Source organism: Phormidesmis priestleyi ULC007 (assembly GCF_001895925.1).
Classification (GTDB): domain Bacteria; phylum Cyanobacteriota; class Cyanobacteriia; order Leptolyngbyales; family Leptolyngbyaceae; genus Phormidesmis_A; species Phormidesmis_A priestleyi_A.
The window spans coordinates 175,065-194,300 of record NZ_MPPI01000005.1 but is presented as its reverse complement, the minus strand read 5'-3'; the positions used below and the strand labels follow the sequence as shown (position 1 = coordinate 194,300).

Annotated in this window: 17 protein-coding genes; 13 read left to right on the top strand and 4 right to left on the bottom strand. The window is 48.5% G+C overall.

What is annotated here, in order from left to right; all coding sequences use genetic code 11:
• Position 1 precedes the first annotated feature (1 nt).
• A complete protein-coding gene (locus tag BRW63_RS06845) occupies positions 2–3,616 on the top strand; it encodes a WD40 domain-containing protein (protein WP_073070160.1) in 3,615 nt (1,204 codons plus the stop codon).
• A gap of 8 nt (positions 3,617–3,624) precedes the next feature.
• Here the strand turns inward: BRW63_RS06845 and BRW63_RS06840 are convergent, their stop codons facing one another.
• Positions 3,625–4,845 carry a peptidoglycan-binding protein gene (locus BRW63_RS06840; protein WP_219898414.1) on the bottom strand — a complete coding sequence of 407 codons (1,221 nt, stop codon included), beginning with the start codon at positions 4,843–4,845 and terminating at the stop codon, positions 3,625–3,627.
• A 306-nt stretch (positions 4,846–5,151) separates the two neighbouring features.
• Positions 5,152–5,736 carry a hypothetical protein gene (locus BRW63_RS06835; RefSeq protein ID WP_073070159.1) on the bottom strand — a complete coding sequence of 195 codons (585 nt, stop codon included), beginning with the start codon at positions 5,734–5,736 and terminating at the stop codon, positions 5,152–5,154.
• A gap of 547 nt (positions 5,737–6,283) precedes the next feature.
• Between BRW63_RS06835 and BRW63_RS06830 the strand changes: the two genes are divergently transcribed.
• The 6 genes from BRW63_RS06830 to BRW63_RS06805 all read left to right on the top strand — a co-directional run bounded on the left by BRW63_RS06830 (position 6,284) and on the right by BRW63_RS06805 (position 11,029).
• Positions 6,284–6,958, top strand: coding sequence for a polysaccharide deacetylase family protein (locus tag BRW63_RS06830; protein WP_181314356.1), 675 nt, complete (start codon positions 6,284–6,286; stop codon positions 6,956–6,958).
• Positions 6,959–7,188: 230 nt separating this feature from the next.
• A complete protein-coding gene (locus tag BRW63_RS06825) occupies positions 7,189–7,902 on the top strand; it encodes a response regulator (RefSeq protein WP_073070157.1) in 714 nt (237 codons plus the stop codon).
• A 150-nt stretch (positions 7,903–8,052) separates the two neighbouring features.
• On the top strand, positions 8,053–8,298 hold the full coding sequence (locus BRW63_RS06820; protein ID WP_219898412.1) for a hypothetical protein: 246 nt from the start codon (positions 8,053–8,055) through the stop codon (positions 8,296–8,298).
• A gap of 110 nt (positions 8,299–8,408) precedes the next feature.
• Entirely contained in the window at positions 8,409–9,812 is a 1,404-nt protein-coding gene (gene argH, locus BRW63_RS06815; RefSeq protein WP_073070156.1) for an argininosuccinate lyase, read from the top strand.
• A gap of 171 nt (positions 9,813–9,983) precedes the next feature.
• Positions 9,984–10,442: a thioredoxin-dependent thiol peroxidase gene (bcp, locus tag BRW63_RS06810; protein WP_073070155.1), complete on the top strand. Its 459-nt coding sequence runs from the start codon at positions 9,984–9,986 to the stop codon at positions 10,440–10,442.
• A gap of 131 nt (positions 10,443–10,573) precedes the next feature.
• Positions 10,574–11,029, top strand: a complete 456-nt coding sequence (locus BRW63_RS06805; RefSeq protein ID WP_073070154.1) for an NUDIX hydrolase — start codon at positions 10,574–10,576, stop codon at positions 11,027–11,029.
• A gap of 187 nt (positions 11,030–11,216) precedes the next feature.
• On the opposite strand, the gene BRW63_RS06800 is transcribed toward BRW63_RS06805, so the two are convergent.
• On the bottom strand, positions 11,217–12,005 hold the full coding sequence (locus BRW63_RS06800) for a pantothenate kinase (RefSeq protein WP_073070153.1): 789 nt from the start codon (positions 12,003–12,005) through the stop codon (positions 11,217–11,219).
• Positions 12,006–12,159: 154 nt separating this feature from the next.
• On the opposite strand from BRW63_RS06800, the gene BRW63_RS06795 reads away from it, so the two are divergent.
• The 6 genes from BRW63_RS06795 (at position 12,160) to BRW63_RS06775 (ending at position 17,761) form a co-directional block, all read left to right on the top strand.
• Positions 12,160–13,911 carry a diflavin flavoprotein gene (locus BRW63_RS06795; protein WP_073070152.1) on the top strand — a complete coding sequence of 584 codons (1,752 nt, stop codon included), beginning with the start codon at positions 12,160–12,162 and terminating at the stop codon, positions 13,909–13,911.
• A gap of 99 nt (positions 13,912–14,010) precedes the next feature.
• Positions 14,011–15,732, top strand: a complete 1,722-nt coding sequence (locus BRW63_RS06790; RefSeq protein WP_073070151.1) for a diflavin flavoprotein — start codon at positions 14,011–14,013, stop codon at positions 15,730–15,732.
• 344 nt (positions 15,733–16,076) lie between these two features.
• The gene (locus BRW63_RS28155) at positions 16,077–16,223 is read left to right on the top strand and encodes a hypothetical protein (protein ID WP_181314355.1); all 147 of its coding nucleotides are present in this window, start codon (positions 16,077–16,079) and stop codon (positions 16,221–16,223) included.
• Between the two features lie 51 nt (positions 16,224–16,274).
• Positions 16,275–16,709, top strand: a complete 435-nt coding sequence (locus tag BRW63_RS06785) for a hypothetical protein (protein ID WP_073070150.1) — start codon at positions 16,275–16,277, stop codon at positions 16,707–16,709.
• Positions 16,710–16,866: 157 nt separating this feature from the next.
• Positions 16,867–17,313, top strand: coding sequence for a cupin domain-containing protein (locus BRW63_RS06780; protein WP_073070149.1), 447 nt, complete (start codon positions 16,867–16,869; stop codon positions 17,311–17,313).
• Between the two features lie 19 nt (positions 17,314–17,332).
• Positions 17,333–17,761, top strand: a complete 429-nt coding sequence (locus BRW63_RS06775; RefSeq protein ID WP_244913177.1) for a VOC family protein — start codon at positions 17,333–17,335, stop codon at positions 17,759–17,761.
• A gap of 17 nt (positions 17,762–17,778) precedes the next feature.
• Here the strand turns inward: BRW63_RS06775 and BRW63_RS06770 are convergent, their stop codons facing one another.
• The gene (locus BRW63_RS06770; protein ID WP_073070148.1) at positions 17,779–18,984 is read right to left on the bottom strand and encodes a methyltransferase domain-containing protein; all 1,206 of its coding nucleotides are present in this window, start codon (positions 18,982–18,984) and stop codon (positions 17,779–17,781) included.
• Positions 18,985–19,236: the final 252 nt, after the last annotated feature.

The following is a 19,236-nucleotide window of genomic DNA, read 5'->3' as shown; positions in this document are numbered from 1 at the left end:
CATGACTGTCATCCACCCTGAAGACCACGAGGATTACGAATATAAAGTTGGCGGTAGCCTCCCGCCCAATGCACCTTGCTATGTCACGCGACAGGCAGACCAAGTATTGTTGGCAGGGTTAGAGGCAGGTGAATTCTGCTATGTGTTCAATTCTCGACAGATGGGCAAGTCTAGCTTGAGGGCACAAACGATGCGATCGCTAGAGACAAAAAACATTGCCTGTGCTACGGTTGACATCACAAAATTGGGTTCTCGACAAGTCACTGCTGACCAATGGTATAAGGGGCTGGTGGTGGAGTTGGTCAGAGTTTTTGATCTAGCCGATGAGTTTGACCTCAAACCCTGGCGGAGTCAACAGGCAGAATTATCGGCACTACAACAATTGAGTCTGTTTATAGAAGATATTCTACTGACCAAATTGCTTCAGTCTAAAATTTGTATTTTTTTAGAAGAAATTGACAATGTTAGAAGTTTAGATTTTTCCACTGATGATCTGTTTGCCTTGATTCGGACTTGTTATGAACAACGGATCGATCGTCCAATCTACAATCGCCTCACGTTTTGTTTGTTAGGGGTTGCCACTCCCTCAGACTTGATTACAGATAAACAAAGGACACCCTTTAATATTGGTCGATCGATCGATTTAACCGGGTTTACCTTTGCAGAAGCTCAAATCCCCTTAACGCAAGGCTTGATCGGCAAGGTAGACAACCCGGAAGCAGTGTTACAGGCGATCCTAGCCTGGACAGGTGGACAACCCTTTTTGACCCAGAAAGTGTGTCGCTTGGTGGTAGAGGAGACGACCCATTCCCCTACGGCTCTCTTCTCCATACTACCTGACCCCTTGATTAGGCAGATTGTACAAACTAGAGTGATTGAGAATTGGGAAACCCAAGATGTTCCGCCTCACCTGAGAACAATCCGCGATCGCATTCGAGGCAGCGGACAGCGGAGAGGTCGGTTACTCGGTTTATATCAGCAGATTTTGCAAGGTGAAGCCATCACCCTTGATGACAGCCCTGAACAAATGGAGTTGCAACTGTCGGGATTAGCGGTCAAGCAACAGGGCAAACTCCGGGTTTATAACCGCATTTATGCTGCTGTTTTTGGACAGGCATGGGTCGAGCAAGAATTCAAAGCGCTCCGACCTGATTTTTATGCTGTTGCTTTGTCCGGTTGGATCAGATCAAACAGTCAAGAAACATCCTGGTTGTTGCGCGGACAGACGTTACAGAGAGCACAACAGTGGGCAGCAGATAAAAGCATTAGTGACCAGGACTATCGCTTTCTAGAGGCAAGTCGAGAATTGGAACAACGCGCTCTGCAACAGCAGTTTGATGCCGAAGCAGAAGCCTCCGGGATTTTGGCAGAAGCTAACCTGGTTTTGGCAGAAGCCAATCAAACTCTGGCACAGTCAAACCATAAGGCAAAACGACGGATTCGGATTGGGGGAATAATTCTCGCGCTTTCTCTGATGATGGCGATCGCAGCAGGAATATGGGCTGGAAGAATGATCCAGGAGGCGCAACTAGAGAGAATCAAATCCCTCAGCCTCTCCTCAACGGCTGCATTGAATGCCAATCAAGAACTAGATGCCTTACTAGCTGCCCTCAAAGCCGCCATTCGGTTGAAAGCTGCTCCTTGGGCAGATGCTTCCACCCGATCGTCTGTTCAGTTGGCATTGCAGCGATCGCTCTTTCAAGTTAACGAACATAACCGACTGGAAGGACACAATGGTCAGGTTAGAAGTGTGAGTTTTAGTCCAGATGGCAAGACCCTGGTCACTGCCAGTGAGGACAATACAGTCAGGCTGTGGAGTGTCGATGGACGAGAACTCCAACGGCTGTCGGGACAGAATCAGGCATTTAGAAGTGTGCGTTTTAGCCCGGATGGTCAGAGAATTGCAGCCGTCAGTGCAGACAACACCCTCAAACTGTGGAGTGTGGACGGTCGGGAACTCCTGACCTTGCCCGGTCAAGCCGATGAAGAAAATTTTATGAGCGATCTTTGTTTCAGTCCAAACGGTCAGGTGATTGCGGCTTCGGGTGCAAACCATACTGTCAAACTTTGGAGTATGGATGGACGAACACTCAAAACGCTGACAGGGCATCAGCACTCAGTTTGGAGCCTCAGTTGCAGCCCAGATGGTCACACCATCGTTGCAGCAGATCAAGGGGGAATAGTCAAACTTTGGCGCATGGATGGACAAGAACTCAAAAGCTTCCGGGCAAGTCCACAATCGATTTTTGGAGTTAGTTTTAGCCCAGATGGTCAGTCGATCGCTACGGCAGGCGGAGACACCCAAGTAAAACTGTGGAACTTAGAGGGAAAAGCGATTAGAACGCTCGGCAAACATGAGAATGCCGTCATTGGGGTGCGTTTTAGCCCCGATGGTCAAACGATCGCTTCAGTCAGTGCCGACGCGACTGCGAAGTTATGGAGTCTGGAGGGACGAGTGCTCAAAACGTTCAAAGGGCATCGTAATGCAATTTTTGGCATCAGTTTTAGCCCCGGTGGTCAAACGGTTCCTGCGGAGTTGCGCGGAGCGCTAATCGCCACTGCCGGAGGGGATGATACTGTGAGATTGTGGAGTCTGAACAATCAAAACCATCAAACCTTAATCGGACATACTGATTCTCTATACAGTGTGAGCGTGAGTCCCAATGGCAAAATCATTGCCACTGCCGGAGACGATCAGACGATTCGGCTCTGGAGTCGGGAGGGTCAAGCGCTGGCAACCATTAGCGCCAAGAGCGGTGAGTGGAATCGCATCAACAGTCTCAGCTTCAGTCCAGATGGCAAGACGATCGCCGCTGCCAGTTATGACAAAACCCTCAAACTTTGGAACCTTAAGGGGCAACTCCTGAAAACATTCCATGGTCACAGCAATCAAGTCAGTGAGGTGAGTTTTAGTCCCGATGGTCAAACGGTTCCTGCGGAGTTGCGCGGAGCGCTAATCGCCACTGCTAGTTACGATGGCACTGTCAAGCTTTGGCAGACCGACGATCGAGAACTGAGAACGCTCAGAGGCAATGCGGGTAAAGTTTGGAGCGTGAGTTTCAGCCCAGATGGCAAACTCCTTGCCTCTGGTCATAACGATGGCACCCTCAAACTCTGGAACGTCCTTCAGGGACAACTCCTCAAAACAGTCCAGGGGCATAACAGCTACATTACCCGTGTTCGGTTTAGCCCCGACGGCAAAACCCTTGCCTCCGCAAGTCGTGACAAAACAATTAAACTCTGGACGCTCGACGGTCAAGCGTTGAAAACGCTCAAAGGGCATTCTTCTGGGATGACAGGACTCAGCTTCAGCCCCGACAGTCAAACTCTTGCCTCTGCCAGCGAGGATGGCTCAATTCGGCTCTGGGGTGTCAGATCAGGGCAAGAACTCCAAACGATCGAGGGACACGGTTATCCTTTCTGGAATATTAGCTTTAGTCCAGATGGCAAAACTCTTGTTTCTGTCAGTGATGATGCCCAAGTTGAGATCTGGAGTGCCGAAACGCTAGAGTTTGAGCAGCTAATCGATCGGGGTTGCAACTGGTTACATGATTATCTCCAGCACAATGCTAGGCTAGACCCATCCGATCGACAGCTTTGTGATGGCAGCCAATAAAAGTGCTCCTACAGCCCAAAAGCAGTCGATCGCTGGGCAGTCACCTTCAAGCCGTAGTCAGGGTTGTTAACCAGATCATTTCCGTAGGGTGTAAGACCAGAAAAATTTCCGTCTTGGGACATCTGCCGACTTGAACAACCGTCTTTCCACCAACCCCAAGCGAACCAGCCAATTTCTTGCTCATTTAGCGTCTGCAACAAGGCTTGATACGTAAAATCGGTCTGGGGTGCATGGTTTTCATTGTTGCCATCTAGGTCGTAGTAACAGTATTGGGTTTGCCCATCGCTGTCTTCGTCTTGCTTGTTGGCAACTTCACCGAACACGATCGGCAGATTTGCATTGATGATAGCTTCGACATGAGGCAGTCCATCATAAGCAGCCCAGTAGGCGTGACCACTGAACAAAAGATTGTGGTCAGGGTCGTGATCGATTAGCTCTTGACCGATCGTGGTGAACACCTCGATCGAGGTTCCACAATCAGGCGCATCAATCATAAGCGGGACGTGCAAGTGCTGACGGATGCTGGTAATTGCGCTCTTGTACTCGGTTTTGAATGTCGCCAGTGCTGCCGCAGAATTGTCCGCCCAGCGATAGAACCCCAACTCGTTGACAAGATTAACGATTAGATACTGCTGATGTTTCTTCAACACAGCCAAGACAGGCTCAGAAGTCCACCAAGGAATCAACTGGGTGTTTAGCAGCGTGGCATCGGGGTTACAGGTGAGATCCCACAAACCCAATATTGGAATGATTTGGTTGGCTTTGCAGCTTGCGAGAAACTTATCCAAGTCTTGCAGCGAATAGGCAGGGCGATCGGGTTGACCATAATCCTTATACCATTGGATTCTGACGGCATTGGCTGCCGTTTTTTCCAGTTCCGCCAGTTTATCGCCTTGAGGAAAATCCCAGTCATCCAGCAGGGCTAGGTTAATCCCTCGCAGGATGGTCTTTTGCCCGCTTGAATCATAAAGATACCGTCCCTTGAGATAGAACGTTTCCCTCTGCATCGGCTCATCGCCCAGCAGCTTACCCCAAGTGATGGGGCCGACAAGGCCATCAACAAATAATCCGTTGTTGCTTTGAAATTCTTTGACTCGTTGTAATGTGACGGAACCGAAGGAACCATCGACGAGCAGTAAAGGTAGAGCGGTTGGAGGACGATCGTTGAGTGTAGTTTGAAGCAAAATGACATCTTGACCAGTGGAACCCAGCATCAAAATTTGGGGCATTTGGAACCTCTTTATGAGTAGAGTAGACGGCTCAATTGAGATGGTTTTATCAAATGAGGTGCGATCGCTGATGACTCCATACAACGATCGCTGATCTATGCTACAAGAGCAGGCGATCGCATTCCCGTTATTATTCTACTCAGATTTCAAACCCACTAAATCACAAATAGATGTTCTGGTTCGGTTCTGAAACTAGTCTAAAGACCGAAGAAACATCAACCTTGACACTGATCTTAGCAACTAAGTACACCGAACCAAGTACGCTTGCTCATGACTTCAGAGCCGATGAAAAAAAGAGAAAGATGATTATTCCTCTTCTTCTAAACCCAGCTCCGCCTTGTAATCAAAACCGCGCTTAAGCCTTCGGTTGGTAATGGGAGTGAGTTCATATTTTTCGTTGTGCTGATTGACTTCCTGCTCATGCTTCGCAAACCACAACTTTACTTCTGCCACAGATTGACCGCTAATCTTCTGGAGAATGCCCTGTGAAATGTAAAGCGGCGGCTCTTTCTTTGATTTGTTGTAATCCACAATTGCCGCAAATACCTCGTCGATCGTGATTCCGTCCGCATCTTCTCGTTCTGATTCTGGCTCCTCTGTGTGAACGTCTCTCGTCGTCGAAGTGTTGAGAAGCAAGTTCAAAGCCTGATCTAGAGCCTTATCATTGATCGAGGCTGCGATCGCTGAAGAAACGGGTGTAGATGGATTAAAGCCCTTTTGCAGGATTTCTAAGGCTTGATTCTTCAGAGTCGTCACACTGCGAGTTGAAAGGTCATATTTCTGAGCGACCGTCTTACTCGCGTTCGCATCACCCGATAATTCACGATGTAAGCAATCTAAAGCAACCTTAACTTTTTCGGTCGCAGATAAGTCATTAGAGTTTCGCGTCATAAAGTGATAACCCGTCTAAATTGGTAATTAAACCATAACTCAGTCAGAATACAGCAAAAAGAATCACCAGAAAATAGAATTCCCAAATCATCCGATTAAAAGGTTTAGAAATTCCAGCTTCGATCGCACCTATTGAGTGAAGTTGAAGGCGAATTTTGGGCTGATATTTTTAGATACTTTGGCTAGAAGCGATCGAGATTTTGCGGTAAACATCCCATTTGCCTTGTATCTCTGATCAATAGACATAAGATACAAAACGATGAAACGCTTTTTCACGCTGCTTTTGGTTACTGCTCTATGGATGATAACTTTGTCAGGCGTTGCTCAGTCCGCTTCTAGTTTCAAACTGATGACACAGCAGCCCACTAATCAAGGAGTCTGTAGTCAGCATAAAAATATAAGTCGCGAACTGAAACTTGTCAGCAATCAAAGGTTGAATAGTTCAAAGATATTATTTAGAACAACGGCCAGTGACAAAGTTTTATCTCTACCCACTGCACCTTTACCAACCCTACACCCAGCTTCCTTAAAAGCTAGAGTTCCTGTGATGATGTATCACGATATTTTGCAGGAAAAGAAGATAATTTATGATTTAACACCCCAAGAATTAAGGAAGCACTTTGAACTGATTAAATCGAGTCAGGTGACTCCGATTAGTCTCAATCAGTTGATTGCTCACTTACGAACCGGAAGCCCATTACCCGAAAAACCAATCTTATTGACTTTCGATGATGGCTACGGTGGGCATTATCAATACGCCTATCCACTATTGAAAGAATATGGTTATCCGGCTGTTTTTTCTATTCACACAAGCTGGGTAGGCGTGAATGCAGGTCGGACTCATCTGAGTTGGCAACAACTCAAAACAATGGCAAATGATTCACTGATTACCATTTCTTCCCACAGCAAAACTCATCCTGCGCTAACCAAAATATCAGATCAAAAGCTTTATCAAGAAGTTGTGGAATCCAAGAAAATCCTGGAGTCTAAATTAGATCGCCCTGTTAATTACTTTACTTATCCCTATGGTAAGTATGATTTGAGAGCCAAGAAAGTCGTTGCAAAAGCCAACTATTTAGCAGCAATTGCATTTGGAACACCCACCGAAAAGTTTGCAAACCAGTCAGAAGATTTGTTCAGTATCGCTCGTTTTGAAAAATCTCGTCTAGAAGAGGTGATTCTTCAAGCTTGGGGCAACCCTACTCTGGCGCAGTGCAATTAAACGGCAGGAGAATTTTTATTTCAAGTCAGAGTGCGAAACTATATAACCTTCGAGACCTTCTCGGCTCTAAAAAAACTTATCGATCGCTAACTATCTGGGAACAAAACTAATCAGACCGGGAACAAAACTGATGAAATGTCGTCGTTGGGAAGGGTTGTTCCTTGACACAAGGCTTGAGCGGCTTCCCGTTTAAGACTACCCGTGGCTAAACCCGATCGGAGCTATCTGCCATGATTCGTGTATTACTCGTTGACGACCAAAATCTGATTCGTGAAGGCTTAAAGGCTTTGATTAATCAGGAGCAAGATTTGCAAGTGGTAGGAGACGCAGATACAGGACAAAGCGCTATTCACCAGGTGGAAAAGCTACACCCAGACATTGTTTTGATTGATCCATGCTGTGCCAAACCTGACGGAATTGCCGCCACTGAGACAATTTGTCAGCGATTTCCTGAGAGTCAAGTTTTAATTTTGACCGATTTAGACGATCAAGAGTCGGTGACTACTGCCTTCAAAGTCGGCGCAAAGGGCTATCTTCTTAAAGATTTGTGCCCCGATGAATTAGTTAACGCGGTGCGCTCTGTTCACAAAGGCTATACCCAACTTAGCCCCGGAATTTTGCCCAAAATATTAGGCGGCATGTTTGGCGAATCTGCGTCACTGCCAATTCCTGATATCAACAACAGCACCTCAAACGTAGTGGCATTCAGTTCATCTCGGCGATCGCATCCCATGCCACCTGGGTTTACCAAACTCACGACCAGAGAACGGCAAGTTTTAAGACTGATTGCCGCGGGTTCCAGCAACCGAGAAATTTCTCGATCGCTCGAAATCTCTGAAGGAACGGTCAAAAATCACGTCGCCAGCATTTTAGGACGACTGAACTTGCGCGATCGTACCCAAGCTGCCATCATTGCCAACTCTGTGATGCCGCTTCTAAATTAGCGTCGGCTGCCGCTTCTAACATTAGCGATCGCTGCTGCTTCTAACATTAGCGTTCGCTAAACATGTCGTCTGCTCAATTCTGTGGTACAAGAAAGCTCTTGGACGTGAAATACCGCAGCAATCACCATCCGGTTTGAGGAGACGACAGAAATGATTCACATAATGCACGAGATGACCACCTGGCTGCTGGGCATGACTCACTGGAGCGACCTGCTGCAAATGCACTGGCAGTTACCGCACGATTGGGTCGTTCTTGGCCAGCAATTTAAAGAAACCGACATCGGAGGCGATGTCGGCAGAGCTTGGAGTCATTTTGTTAAAACGGGTCAAGTTTGGGCATTTCTAGTCGGGCTGATTTTAGGCTACATGGCGAGAGCGTTGACCACTTATGGCTGATGGCTCGTTCCTCATCGATCGCTGACACAAACCCACTAACCCGCTAGAATCCGTTTCGGCTCCTCTGGTATAGTCGAGTGTCTATCGTCGCAGCCTAGAGAGGATTTCTTTTGACTCAAGCCAATCAGCCCTCGACCCAAACTTGGAGCCAGCGATTTGAATCGACGTTGCACCCTGCGATCGCCGACTTTAACGCCAGCATCCACTTTGATATTCAACTGATCGAATATGACCTGACTGGCTCTCAGGCGCACGCCGAAATGCTGGCTAAAACGGGCATTATTTCGGCTGACGAAGGCGCGGAACTGGTGCGCGGACTTGAGCAAATTCGTCAAGAATATCGTCAGGGCAACTTCACGCCGGGCACCGATGCAGAAGATGTGCATTTTGCAGTCGAGCGACGATTGACTGAGCTAGTCGGCGATGTGGGCAAAAAACTGCACACGGCGCGATCGCGCAATGACCAAGTAGGCACCGATACTCGCCTCTATTTGCGAGATCAGATCCAGCAGATTCGTCAGCAGATTCGTCAATTTCAAGAAGTTTTGCTGAGTCTGGCAAGTCAGCACGTGAGAACGCTGATTCCTGGCTATACCCACTTGCAGCGAGCGCAGCCGATTAGCTTGGCGCACCATCTTCTGGCTTATTTTGAGATGACACAGCGAGACTGGCAGCGCTTAGGTGAAATTTGTCAACGCGTAAATATTTCTCCTTTAGGCTCTGGCGCACTTGCAGGAACGACCTTTCCGATCGATCGCCACTTTGCTGCCGAACGGCTAAATTTTGGTGGAGTCTATGCCAATAGTTTGGATGGCGTGAGCGATCGAGACTTTGCGATCGAGTTTCTCTGTGCAGCGAGTCTGATCATGGTGCATCTCAGCCGCTTGTCTGAAGAGGTGATTCTTTGGGCATCGCAAGAGTTTAGCTTTGTCAGCCTTAAAGATAGCTGTGCAACGGGTTCGAGCATTATGCCGCAAAAGAAGAATCCTGATGTGCCCGAACTGGTGCGCGGCAAAACTGGCAGAGTTTTTGGACACCTTCAGGCAATGCTAGTCTTAATGAAAGGGCTGCCTCTGGCCTACAACAAAGATTTGCAAGAAGACAAAGAGGCGCTATTTGATGGAGTCAAAACCGTCAAAGTTTGTCTAGAAGCGATGACGATTCTGCTAAGTGAAGGGCTAGAGTTTCAGACGGCGCGATTGACTGAAGCGGTGAACGAAGACTTTTCTAACGCCACAGATGTAGCAGATTATCTAGCTAAAAAGGGCGTTCCGTTTCGCGAAGCTTATGGTCTGGTAGGAAAGGTCGTCAAAACCTCTTTGGCGGCAAACAAACTGCTTAAAGACTTGACCCTAGACGAGTGGAAAGATCTGCATCCTGCCTTTGAAGCCGATGTGTATGACGCGATCGCACCCGAACAAGTGGTGTCTGCCAGAAATAGCTATGGCGGCACCGGATTTGAGCAAGTGCAAAAAGCGCTAGAAGACGCGCAGAAACGAGTCAAGGAAGAGTAAATTAACGTCAGTTCGATGAGTTCTTTCGCTGCGTTCTTCAGCGCTTCAGCCCCCTAAATCCCCCAGAATTTAGGTTCAAAGTCCCCCAATTTTGGGGGATTTAGGGGGCAGCCCGGATTTTCAACCGTAGCAAAAAGCTTCATCGAATTCACGTTAAATTAAGGGATTTCTATGGCTCTGCAAATTGGCGATATTGCCCCTGATTTTAGTTTGTCTGATACCAACGACAGTCTGGTTCGACTATCTGACTTAAAAGGTAAGCGCGTGGTGCTTTTCTTCTACCCGCGTGACAACACACCGGGATGCACCAAAGAAGCGTGTGGCTTTCGAGACGCTTACGCGGATTATCAAGCACAAGATGTAGTTGTGTTGGGCATCAGCACCGATGATGCAAAATCCCATGCAAAGTTTGTGACGAAATATGATCTCCCTTTTTCTCTGCTGTGTGACGAGGGCGGAAAAGTTGCCGAAACCTACGACAGCTATGGCTTAAAGAAATTTATGGGCAAAGAATATTTAGGAATCAGTCGCAATACGTTCGTGATTAGCGCGGATGGCACGATCGAGACTATCTATAAAAAAGTTAAGCCAGATGCTCATGCAACACAAATTTTGAGCGATTTGGCCTGATTGGGATCAAACTCTGAGTATTCTTAAAGATGAATTGCTCTGATTTTTGAGTCTTAGAAAGAATTTCTTCTAAGATCCAACCTCGCTGCGGTTCGACTTCGCCTCTCTACTTTGCTGTCATTAGTTAATTCATGGATCGGTTGTGGCACTTTACTCAAACTGTGTTGGGCATCATTTTTCGCCATCCCATCACAGGCACTAGCATCATCCCCATCTTGCCAGATGGTCGCATTGTGTTGATCCGTCGCCGCGATAACGGGCTATGGGGCTTACCAGGCGGCATCGTCGATTGGGGCGAAAACATTGCCACTGCCGTGCGGCGCGAACTGGCAGAAGAAACTGGACTAGAGGTGACTCAAATTCGTCGTCTCGTGGGGATCTATTCAGCGCCCGATCGCGATCCGCGCATTCACTCGATTTGTGTGGTCGTCGAAGCGGATGTTCAAGGCACGATGCAGATTCGAGACACCCTAGAAGTCTCTGACGTGCAAGCGTTTAACCCAGATTCAATTCCCGAAGGTCGGCTGGCTCACGATCACCGACAGCAGTTGCAAGACTACTTTAAGGGGCAAACGACCCTAGATTGAGAACTGTGAATTAACGTCAGTTCGGTAGAAGTAGTTCACTCCGATGATGAATTCAGGAAGCCCCCTGAATCCCCCAAAATTGGGGGACTTTGAACCGGAGATTTTGGCTTGTGCCCCCAAAATGGGGGATTTAGGGGGCACAAGCCACTGAGAACGAAGCGAAAAAGCTTGTCGAACTCACGTTAATTCACGCTCCTAAAAGATTTTTAATTGAACACATTCCCCAAAACAGCAAATTTGGATCAACGCTAATCTGACTCGCAAACTCTGGAGATTGCTGCTGAAAATAGCGGTGCAGCAGCATTCCATCGCCTCCGGTAAAAACGACAACACTATTGGGAAACCGTTGCTGCCAGTCTTCTACAAAGCTGCGAACACCTGATAAAACCGTGTAGAGAATGCCGCTTTGCATGGCTGAGATCGTATCCATCGCCCAACGATCGGGCAGTGTCATCATCCCGGTTTCAATCACTGGCAGCGCAGAAGTGGCTTGTCCCAGCATCCGAAACTGTAGCTGTAAGCCGGGTAGAATGGCACCACCGACGAACGATCGCGACTCATCTGCCCCCGTAAAAGTCAGGGCTGTGCCCCCATCAATGACTAAAATGGGAGCGCCGTAGGTTGCGATCGCGCCCCAAACTGCTAAAGCGCGATCCACTCCTAATGTGGGATAGGTATTTTTAAGCGGAACCTGAGCGAGTGTGATCGTTCTGACGCGTGGATAAACCTCCCAAAGTTGAGCTTGTTCAACAGCCACAGACGAGATCCAGAGGTCTGGTAACGTCTTCCAAACGGGCATCACAGCCGATCGAGGAATTTCATAGTCCTTAAAATTGAACTGACTCTCAATTAACAACCCAACTTTTTCTGCTTGTAAATGAGGCGTGTCCCAAGTTTGGTGCAGCGTTTTGTCTGCCCACCAAGCCCAGTGCAGACGAGAATTACCCACAATCAGCGCTAACCAATCTTCAGTCACGAGGCTTCACTATGGCTTTGATAGAGAAAGGTCTAGGTATAAAGTTTCTTGATAGGTATCTTTACTTATCGGAACTTTACAAAACCGGGTTTTCTGAGGGAAGATTAGAATCAGAGAGAAACATAATTTTACAAAAAGTTGTAGGGAGGCAGTTATGGTAGCACTCATTGATCGCGCAAGCGCTAGCCAATCAGGTCGTCCTCAACGGCGGCTCACCATTCAAACGGTTGACATCGCACCTGACACGACAACTCTACGATCGCTCGATTGGGATCGCGATCGCTTTGACATTGAGTTTGCTTTAGAGAATGGGACTACCTACAACTCTTTTCTGATTCGGGGCGAGAAAATCGCACTCGTCGATACCTCTCACGAAAAGTTTCGTCAACTTTATCTCGATGCTCTGCAAGGACTCATTGATCCAGCCGCGATCGACTACTTAATTATTAGCCATACAGAGCCGGATCATAGCGGTTTAGTCAAAGACGTTTTGCAACTGAACCCTGAAATTACAGTGGTCGGCGCAAAGGTGGCGATTCAGTTTTTAGAAGAGTTGGTGCATCGGCCGTTTAAGCGTCAGGTGGTCAAGAATGGCGATCGCTTAGATTTAGGCAATGGTCACGAGCTAGAGTTTATTTCTGCCCCGAATTTGCACTGGCCGGACACGATTTTTACCTTCGACCATAAAACTCAGACGCTCTATACGTGCGACGCGTTTGGGATGCATTTCTGCGACGATCACACCTACGACGAAGACCTGGAGTTGATCGAGTACGACTACCATTATTACTACGATTGTTTGATGGGCCCCAACGCCCGATCGGTGCTGTCTGCCCTCAAACGCATGGCGGCATTGCCCGAAATCACCACAATCGCGACGGGTCACGGACCCCTACTGCGTCACAATCTTCAAGAACTCGTCGGACGCTACCAAGAATGGAGTCAGACCCAAGCCAAAGCAGCCACGACGGTCGGCATATTTTATGTAGCCGAGTATGGCTACAGTGATCAACTGGCCCAAGCGATCGCCAACGGCATCACCAAGACGGGCGTTTTGGTCGAAATGATGGATCTGCGTGTCGCCGACCCTCAAGAAGTGCGGGAGTTAGTCGAGATTGCGACGGGTCTAGTGATCGGGATGCCGCCTCAATCGGGAACCTTTGCTGCCAATGCAAAAGCGGGACTGAGTACCATTTTTGCTGCGACGAACGCAAAACAGTCTGTGGGTTTGTTTGAGGCAGGCGGCGGCGATGATGAGTCGGTCTACCCCATTCGCAACCAGTTTCAAGAAATCGGTTTAACCGAAGCCTTTCCACCGATTCACATTAAAGAACTTCCCAGCGAGGCGACTTATCAACTCTGCGACGAAGCGGGGACTGACTTAGGGCAGTGGCTCACCCGCGATCGCACCGTCAAACAAATGAAATCTCTCGATGGTGAACTTGATAAAGCGCTGGGTCGTCTGAGTGGCGGACTCTATATCATCACCGCCAAAAAGGGCGATATCTCTAGCGCCATGTTAGCTTCGTGGGTGTCTCAGGCTAGCTTTGAGCCGTTGGGCATCACGATCGCTGTTGCCAAAGATCGCGCCATCGAATCGTTTATGCACCTGGGCGATCGCTTCGTTCTCAACGTTTTAGAAGAAGGCAACTATCAGATTTTGATGAAGCACTTTTTGAAGCGATTTGCGCCGGGTGCCGATCGCTTTGCCGACGTGAAAACCTATCCTGCAACCAATGGTTCTCCGATATTGGCAGACTCTCTGGCTTATATCGAGTGCGAAGTCGTCAGCCGCATGGAGTGCAGCGATCACTGGATCGTCTACAGCACGATCGACGCGGGGCGAGTCGCCAAATCCGAAGCACTGACCGCCGTTCACCATCGCAAAGCCGGCAACCACTACTAAAGCTTGCAGATCCGCTGTACGGGCATAGCACTGCCGTGCCCCTTAGCTCTGCAAATAACAGACACCATTTAATCCACGATCCCAAGTCTCTCCACACTTATGGCTGACATCAAACCCAAAGACGTTCAAGTTGCTGAAATTGGTGCGGAGACATGGGTGTTGCGATCGCGCACCTGGGATCGGCTCAAATTTGAGATCGAATACTCTCGTCAACGCGGAACGACCGCAAATTCTTACTTAATTCAGGGCGAAAAAACGGCACTGATTGACCCGCCTGGCAGTTCTTTTACAGATATTTTTCTCAAGGAACTGCACGATCATCAGTATTTTCAAAAGCTGGATTATGTGATTTTGGGGCACGTTAATCCCAATCGTCTAACGACGCTCAAGCGATTGATCGAGCTGGCACCGCAAATGACGATCGTCTGCTCAAAACCCGCCGCTAATGCGCTCAAAGCTGCCTTTCCAGACCAAGATTTGCGGATCAATGCTGTCCGCGGTGAAGAAGTTTTAGATTTGGGCAAGGGGCACGAGCTGCGATTTGCCTTTGTTCCGACTCCTCGCTGGGTTGACGGACTCTGCACTTTTGACTCCGCCACTCGCATTCTCTATACCGATAAGCTGTTTGGTGCCCACATTTGTGATGACCCCATTCTCGACGAGAACTGGAAGCAGCTAGACGACGATCGGCACTATTATTTTGATTGTCTTCACGCGTCGCAGTCTCGGCAGATAGAAGCGGCTTTAGATAAATTAGCCGCCTTTCCTGCCAAAATGTATGCCGTGGGTCATGGCCCTTTAGTGCGCTATAGCCTCAGCCGCTTTAATCTTGACTATCGGCAATGGTGTGAGCAGCAAAAAACTCAAGAACTCTCGGTCGCGATTCTCTACACTTCTGCCTATGGCAACACCGCAACTGCCGGACAAGCGATCGCCCAAGGGCTGACCCAAGCCGATGTTGCGATCGAGTCGATTAACTGTGAATTTGCTGACTCGGCTGAAATCGTAGCAGCGATCGAGCGCTGTGATGGTTTCATTATCGGTTCGCCAACCCTGGGCGGACACGCACCCACGCAAATTCAAACCGCACTAGGATTAATTCTCTCAACGGCTTCTAAGACAAAACTTGCGGGTGTGTTCGGTTCTTATGGCTGGAGTGGGGAAGCGATCGACCTCCTCGAAAGCAAACTGCAAGATGCAGGCTATGGGTTTGGTTTTGACTCGATTCGCATTAAATTCACGCCGACTGACGAAGTGCTGCAACAGTGTGAAGCCGCAGGTGCCGAATTTGCTCAAGCTTTGAAAAAGGCGAAAAAGGTTCGGGTTCCGCATCAAGTTGCTCCGGCAGGGCAAAGCGATCGGACTGAGCAGGCATTGGGCAGAGTCGTTGGCTCTCTCTGTGTAGTCACTGCCAAACAGGGTGATACTGCCGAGGGAATGTTAACTTCTTGGGTTTCGCAGGCAACGTTCAGTCCGCCGGGGGTGACGGTGGCGATCGCAAAAGACCGCGCTGATGGCGTTCTTGATCATGTGGGCGATCAGTTTGTCCTCAACATTCTCAAAGAAGGGCGCAACCTCAGACGACACTTTGTTAAACCTGCGGCTCCTGGAGAAGATCGATTTGCTGAAATCGAAATCGAGGTAGCGGCAAACGGATGCCCTGTGTTGCTTGACGGGCTGGCTTATTTGGAATGCACCGTGCAAAACCGAATGGAATGCGGTGATCATTGGTTACTCTATGCGATCGTTGAAAACGGCAAAGTTTTAGAACAAAAAGGGGTGACTGCGGTGCATCATCGTAAATCTGGTAGCTTCTACTAAACCGTGGTGAATGGACTGACAGCTACTGCTATTGAAAGCAATCTGGATTAACAACAAGACCCCACTCCGACACACGATCGCACGACCCATCTAGCGTTTATAACTCTTCAACGCCGCAGTAATTTTCTCGGCAAGCTTTAATGTGACTGATCGTTCAATCTGACGGGGCACGGCATGCCATGCCCTTACGCTTTTGTATGGGCATGGCACTGCCGTGCCCTCCTGTGGATCTGTCGCGTTAACAAATCAAATGGGTATTACATCTGCATAACTTCAAGAGATGAGCCGTGAAATAAACCAAGTTCACTACAACAACTCAATCTTGAAACCCAGGGAGCCAAATCATGAACAGCTTAACGATCGACAACACTGCCTTAAAAGCTGATCGTTCAGAGTTTGCAACTCAATCACCTAAATCACGGGGATTAATCGCACAGTGGTTCACAGTTGATGGCAAATTAGTTTGCAAATGGTTTCCGGCTGAAAGCTAAAGGTTTGCCCTGGCTAGATCAATTCGCCTACTGGAACTATGGAGAAATACAATGAAGTGGAATTTTTTGCTAACCGCAGCCATGCTGGTCTTGAGTGAAACGGCCATACTTGCCCAATCCAATCACGTCTACCGCAGTATGAGTGGCGATACGATTTTTCCGAGCGCGGCAGAAGCAGCTTGTGCTGGAAAAATTGTTCGCTATACCACTCGATATAGTGGAGTCAACTATCAAGGCACACTTTGGGTCAAAAGCCCTTCAGGTTCGGGATGTGAAGGAGGACGATCGCGGCAGCTAAATGGCTACTTTGAAGAGCGTAGCTTGGACGGGGCCCAGGGGTGCAGTGGTAATTTAACGCTGCAACTAGGAACTCATGGCAACAGCTCTGCTCAATGGAACAGTATTCGAGCAATTCCTAGATACTCCTGCACGGGTGTGGGTAGTAGCCCAAACTTGCCGCTAGTTTATGTTGAAGTACGTTCGTAGCGCAGTTCATCAATGTTGGTTTATTTAACTGGAACCATAAAGTGAGCATTATTGTTCACGAGGTTAACAATAATGCTGACATTGCTCAAATCTGAAGAAAAACCGTCCAATCCAGGTAGAAAAACCGTCCAACTTAAGTAGGAAAAAGGAGAATCCAATGAGTATTCCTGCAACGATTATCAAACCCAATCAGGGCAAGACTTTTTCCTTTTTAGGAAACACGATTACGTGCAAATTTAACAACAACCGTCAGGAGGGAAGAATCTATGAGTTTCTGGCAACAGCCAGTAGTGGAGTGCCGCCACTCCATAGCCATCCCTGGGATGAATCATTCTACTTCCTGGAAGGGGAAGTGGCCTTTCAGGTTGAGACAGAGACTATAGAGGCAACGCCGGGCTATTTTGTGAACCTGCCTGCGGGAGTTGCTCATACCTTTCAGGTACGATCGCCGCAGGCAAAATTTCTGGTATGGGTTTCCAATGCAGCAGCAGAAACGTATATTAATGAACTGGCTCAAGCCGCGCAAGAACAATCGCTTACACTAGAAGCTGTGAACGCGATCGCTCAAAAACACCATATCCAGTTTGTGAAAGTGAACAAGTAGGGTAATAGGAGTCTTGACGATGGAAATGAAGATGGATATTGGATTGACGCACATCGCGCTGCCTGTCTCAGATATTGAGCAAAGTGTTCAATTCTACGCGACCTATGCTGCAATGAAAGTTGTTCATCGTCGCATTGATGCAGAAACAGGGGTTGCAGTGGTATGGCTTTCTGACCAGACTCGTCCTTTCGTGATTGTGCTGATTCAGTCTGACTCGGTGCATCCCGTTTTATCTCCGCTTGCACATCTTGGAGTGGGGTGTCCAAATCGCGAAGCGATGGATGCTTTGTGTGAAAGAGCAGAACAGGAAGGTGTTCTGCTTCAGTCACCCAAAGAGTCTGGCTATCCGATCGGATATTGGGCTTTCCTACGAGATCCGGATGGTCACACGCTTGAACTATCCTATGGACAGGAAATAGGATTGACAGTTGAGAGCAACGCCAGATAGCAATTGTGGAATATTGTCTAACAACAGCTATCAGTGCTGCAAGCAGAATCAGCATCGCTTTTAATCGTGGCTCGATAGTCTAAACCCTTTGTCTCACGAGGATCACGGGCGGCATCTCGTGAACAGTTGAATGCTTGTGCAGACTCTAAAGGAATCTCGCTGTGAGGCAACACCGGAATTAAGTCACTGTGATAAGGGCTACTCGGATCGGTGTAGAGGTGGAAGGTTTTGTCACATACAGCCATCCGTTCTCCGCGATAGAGCGTGTGCCCGTCGTCGTCTTGCACAGCCCGCCACGGGCCTTTATAGATCACAGCTTGGTTGCGCTCCCAGCAGTCACCCTGTTTGCCTTTGAAAGCGCGGACGGTGAGCGATCGAAACTCAACCCCATCAATTACCTGCCAAGGTTCTGACTGTCGGCTCAAAATCTCAATGCCGTGAAATCCAGCCCGCTCAAACATTTCGAGAAATTCATCTTCTCTAAAGGCACCTGCAATGCAGCCGCTCCAGAGTTCGGGGTCGTTGAGAATTGTGGGGGTTGGGTCTTCGTCGCAAACAATATCGGAGATCACCGCCCGTCCGCCTCGTTTCAAGACGCGAAAGATTTCCTCAAAGAGTTGCGCTTTGTCTTGAGGACGCACCAGATTTAATACGCAGTTAGAAATGACGACATCGACGCTATCAGACGCGATTAGGGGCTGTTCTTGGCGTAAGCGATCGCACTCGGTTTCAAAATTGGCGAGTTGCGCGATCGCCGCGATCGGGTGCTGATTTAACCAAGCCTGAACTCGATCGAGATTTAAAGCCAGATCTTGGATCTTAGCTTTGACAAACTCGACGTTGCGGTAGCCAAATTTATCGCCCATTTCGTCTAGATACTTGCGCGACAGATTGAGCATCTCATCATTGAAGTCAACGCCAATAATTCGCCCTGCTTCGCCCACTTTTTGAGCGAGAATATAGCAGTTTTTTCCGGCACCCGATCCCAGATCGACGACGGTTTCACCCAAGCCAACATAGCGAGTTGGGTCGCCACAGCCATAGTCTTTTTCAATAATCTCTGGCGGCAAAGCGTCTAAATAGCGGCTATCGTAATCATCCGTGGGGCAGCAGAGTTCTGCTTGAGGTCGCCGCGCACCATCTCCATAGCGTTGTAAGACGGCTTGTTCAACGTCATAGGTCAAGGTTGGTTGAGTCAGCGAGGCGGTTGCGAGGTCAGTCATAGTAATCTTTTTGTTTAGAATCCAGCGTTGCCAATGTTGTGTAGCCTTCTTGGATTCAGTCTAATGGCTTCCATGCTGACAAAGATGAGACGTTTCGGAAAAAAGTCTGAAACTCAGCCCTCGGTGAGGGTTATTCTCTCAGTCAATTACATAGGATGCAAGTCTAGGCATTGCTGAATAGCAGGATGATTTGTAGGGGCAATCCTCCCGTGGTTGCCCTCCGTCAGGGGTAGGCACGGGGGCGCTACCCCT

Bases quoted from the DNA above. Each gene is read 5' to 3' on its own strand.
- BRW63_RS06845 (WP_073070160.1), top strand. From the start codon at position 2: ATGACTGTCATCCACCCTGAAGACCACGAGGATTACGAATATAAAGTT.
- BRW63_RS28155 (WP_181314355.1), top strand. From the start codon at position 16,077: ATGAACAGCTTAACGATCGACAACACTGCCTTAAAAGCTGATCGTTCA.
- BRW63_RS06835 (WP_073070159.1), bottom strand. From the start codon at position 5,736: ATGACGCGAAACTCTAATGACTTATCTGCGACCGAAAAAGTTAAGGTT.
- BRW63_RS06780 (WP_073070149.1), top strand. From the start codon at position 16,867: ATGAGTATTCCTGCAACGATTATCAAACCCAATCAGGGCAAGACTTTT.
- BRW63_RS06840 (WP_219898414.1), bottom strand. From the start codon at position 4,845: ATGCCCCAAATTTTGATGCTGGGTTCCACTGGTCAAGATGTCATTTTG.
- bcp (WP_073070155.1), top strand. From the start codon at position 9,984: ATGGCTCTGCAAATTGGCGATATTGCCCCTGATTTTAGTTTGTCTGAT.
- BRW63_RS06825 (WP_073070157.1), top strand. From the start codon at position 7,189: ATGATTCGTGTATTACTCGTTGACGACCAAAATCTGATTCGTGAAGGC.
- BRW63_RS06805 (WP_073070154.1), top strand. From the start codon at position 10,574: ATGGATCGGTTGTGGCACTTTACTCAAACTGTGTTGGGCATCATTTTT.
- BRW63_RS06775 (WP_244913177.1), top strand. From the start codon at position 17,333: ATGGAAATGAAGATGGATATTGGATTGACGCACATCGCGCTGCCTGTC.
- BRW63_RS06785 (WP_073070150.1), top strand. From the start codon at position 16,275: ATGAAGTGGAATTTTTTGCTAACCGCAGCCATGCTGGTCTTGAGTGAA.
- BRW63_RS06830 (WP_181314356.1), top strand. From the start codon at position 6,284: ATGATGTATCACGATATTTTGCAGGAAAAGAAGATAATTTATGATTTA.
- BRW63_RS06770 (WP_073070148.1), bottom strand. From the start codon at position 18,984: ATGACTGACCTCGCAACCGCCTCGCTGACTCAACCAACCTTGACCTAT.
- BRW63_RS06790 (WP_073070151.1), top strand. From the start codon at position 14,011: ATGGCTGACATCAAACCCAAAGACGTTCAAGTTGCTGAAATTGGTGCG.
- BRW63_RS06795 (WP_073070152.1), top strand. From the start codon at position 12,160: ATGGTAGCACTCATTGATCGCGCAAGCGCTAGCCAATCAGGTCGTCCT.
- BRW63_RS06820 (WP_219898412.1), top strand. From the start codon at position 8,053: ATGATTCACATAATGCACGAGATGACCACCTGGCTGCTGGGCATGACT.